Raw genomic sequence first — 2,442 nt, 5'->3', positions numbered from 1 at the left:
TGATGATGGTGCAGGCCGAGGACCTGCTGGCCCAGCAGGCGCAGGTCAACGTGCCCGGCACCGTGGACCAGCACCCCAACTGGCGCCGCCGCCTGGCACTGCCGGCCGTGCGCTGGGCCGACGAGCCGCGCGTGCAGGCCATCACCGCCGCGGTGCGCGCCGGGCGGGGCTGAAAAATCGCCCCTCGGTCAACCGCTTCGCGCTTGCCCGATCCCCCAAGGGGATGCTTTTCGTCTTGGGGCGGCCCGGCGATGAAACATGGCCCCTCGGCCATCCGCTTCGCGCCTGGCCGATCCCCCGAGGGGATGCTTTTCATCTTGGGGCGGCCCGGCGATGAAAAGGGCCCACGCCGGCGCGGCGGCGCATCGTGCGCCATCATCCGCGCCATGTCCTCCGCACCCACCCTGCCCCTGGCCATCCTCGACCTCTCGCCCATCCGCCACGACGGCGACGAGGGCCAGTCCTTCCGCCATTCGCTGTCGCTGGCGCAGCACGGCGAGAAGCTGGGCTTTCGCCGCTACTGGCTGGCCGAGCACCACGGCATGCCCGGCATCGCCAGCGCCGCCACCTCCACGCTGCTGGCCTACATCGGCGCCGGCACCTCCACCATCCGCATCGGCGCCGGCGGCGTGATGCTGCCCAACCACTCGCCGCTGGTCATCGCCGAGCAGTACGGCACGCTGGCGGCGCTGTACCCGGGCCGCGTCGACCTCGGCCTGGGCCGCGCGCCCGGCTCCGACGGCGCCACCGCCCGCGCCCTGCGGCGCGACCTGCACGAGAGCGCCGAGCGCTTCCCGCAGGACGTGGTGGAGCTGATGGACTTCATGAGCCGCGAGCCGCGCCAGCGCGTGCTGGCGGTGCCGGGCCGCGGCAGCGAGGTGCCGGTGTGGATCCTCGGCAGCAGCCTGTTCGGCGCGCAACTGGCCGCGCACCTGGGGCTGCCCTTCGCCTTCGCCTCGCACTTCGCGCCGCAGGCGCTGATGCAGGCCCTGCAGATCTACCGCGAGACTTTCCAACCGTCGGCCCAGCTCGCGCAGCCCTATGCGATGGCGGGCTTCAACGTCTTCGCGGCCGACGACGAGGCCAGCGCGCACCTGGTCGCGAGCTCGTGGCAGCAGTCCTTCGTCAACCTGCGCAGCGGCCGCCCCGGGCGCCTGCCGCCGCCGGCGGCGGGCTACCGCGAGCGCATCGGCCCGGCCGAGAACGCGCTGCTGGACTCGGTGCTCTCGTGCGCCGCCATCGGCACGCTGGACACCGTGCGCGCGGGGCTGCAGGCCTTTGCCGACCGCACCGGCGTGGACGAGATCATCGTCGCCAGCGGCATCCACGACCACGCCGCGCGGCTGCGCAGCTACGAGATCACGGCCGAGGCCGGGCGCGGGCTGCGCATGAAGGGCGCTGCCGCCCTCAGAACCGCATCTTGACGGCCGCCACCGGGCCGTGGAACTTCAGCCGCAGGCGCTGCAGGCCGGCATCGTCGCGCTTGAGATCCACGTCGGTGACGGCGTAGGCCAGCGACACGCCGACGTTGCGCAGCGGGAACCACTCCACCCCCGCGGTGGCGTTGTAGATGCTGCCGCGCACCCCGCCGCCGCCCCCCTTGTGGATGCCGGAGCCGTCGAGGAACAGGCGCAGGTCGGGCGTGATCGCGTGGCGCACGCCCACCTCCAGCATGGGTGCCACGGCGTCGTCGCTGTCGTGCCGCGTGTAGTAGCCGTTGTAGCCGGCGAAGCCCAGCCCCGCCAGCCCCGCGTTCGCGCTGGCGAAGGCGTGCGTTTCGAGCGAGACGCGGTAGTAGCCGATGCCGGCGCCCAGGCCGACGACGGTGTTGCCCGAGCCGAACCAGTAGCGGTAGCCCAGCCGCGCGACGTCCAGGTCGAAGTCCAGGCTCAGGCCGGTGGCCAGGCCGGCGCTGAAGGGGCCGGAGGTGTAGACGCCGCCCCACTGGTCCGCATACGACTGGCTGTAGCGGAAGGCCTCGAAGGAGATGCCGTGGTTGTCGCCGATCAGGAACTCGCCGCTGATGCGCGGCAGCGTCTTGCGGCCTGCGTCGAGGTCGCCGGTGCTCAGCGAGCCCCAGCGGTTGCCCACGGCGGCGCTGACCTCCGGCTTGGCACTGAAGGCGCCCACCGACAGGCTGAAGCGGTCGAGCGCGGGAGACATCTGCGCATGAGCCGCGCCGGCGGCGCCGAGCACGGCGATGCCGGCGAGCGCGAAGGGCAGGGAAGGGCGGCGCCGGCGGGCATCGGCGCGGGGAGGGTCCAGAGGCATGGGCGGAATGTCCTGCGGTGGAACGGGGCCGCCAGGCGCCGCCGGCATCGGTCTGTGCGCGTGTCGGTGCCCCGCAAGGCTCCCTGAACGAGGCACCTTAGCGCCGCCGGGCGTGGCCGGGCCCGCGGCGCGCATCGGTCTTGCGCGTAGGACGACGCCGGCAGGTCAGTG

Annotated in this window: 2 protein-coding genes; one reads left to right on the top strand and one right to left on the bottom strand. The window is 73.2% G+C overall.

All coding sequences use genetic code 11. From position 1 onward, the window contains the following. The first annotated feature begins 386 nt into the window (after positions 1-386). Positions 387-1,424 (top strand): LLM class flavin-dependent oxidoreductase, encoded by a 1,038-nt coding sequence (locus tag ACIY1X_RS14650; RefSeq protein ID WP_399681655.1) that lies wholly within the window; start codon positions 387-389, stop codon positions 1,422-1,424. Here ACIY1X_RS14650 and ACIY1X_RS14645 read toward each other — a convergent pair. Next, entirely contained in the window at positions 1,408-2,271 is an 864-nt protein-coding gene (locus tag ACIY1X_RS14645; RefSeq protein WP_399681652.1) for a hypothetical protein, read from the bottom strand. The two genes, ACIY1X_RS14650 and ACIY1X_RS14645, sit on opposite strands and share 17 nt — an antisense overlap. Positions 2,272-2,442 lie beyond the last annotated feature (171 nt).

This window comes from Xenophilus sp. (assembly GCF_044462705.1).
Classification (GTDB): domain Bacteria; phylum Pseudomonadota; class Gammaproteobacteria; order Burkholderiales; family Burkholderiaceae_C; genus Xenophilus; species Xenophilus azovorans.
The sequence above is the reverse complement of the archived record's forward strand: the minus strand, read 5'-3'. Positions and strand labels throughout refer to the sequence as shown.

What these genes read in the sequence shown, in the direction of transcription:
- ACIY1X_RS14650 (WP_399681655.1), top strand. Translation starts at nt 387, where the DNA reads ATGTCCTCCGCACCCACCCTGCCCCTGGCCATCCTCGACCTCTCGCCC.
- ACIY1X_RS14645 (WP_399681652.1), bottom strand. Translation starts at nt 2,271, where the DNA reads ATGCCTCTGGACCCTCCCCGCGCCGATGCCCGCCGGCGCCGCCCTTCC.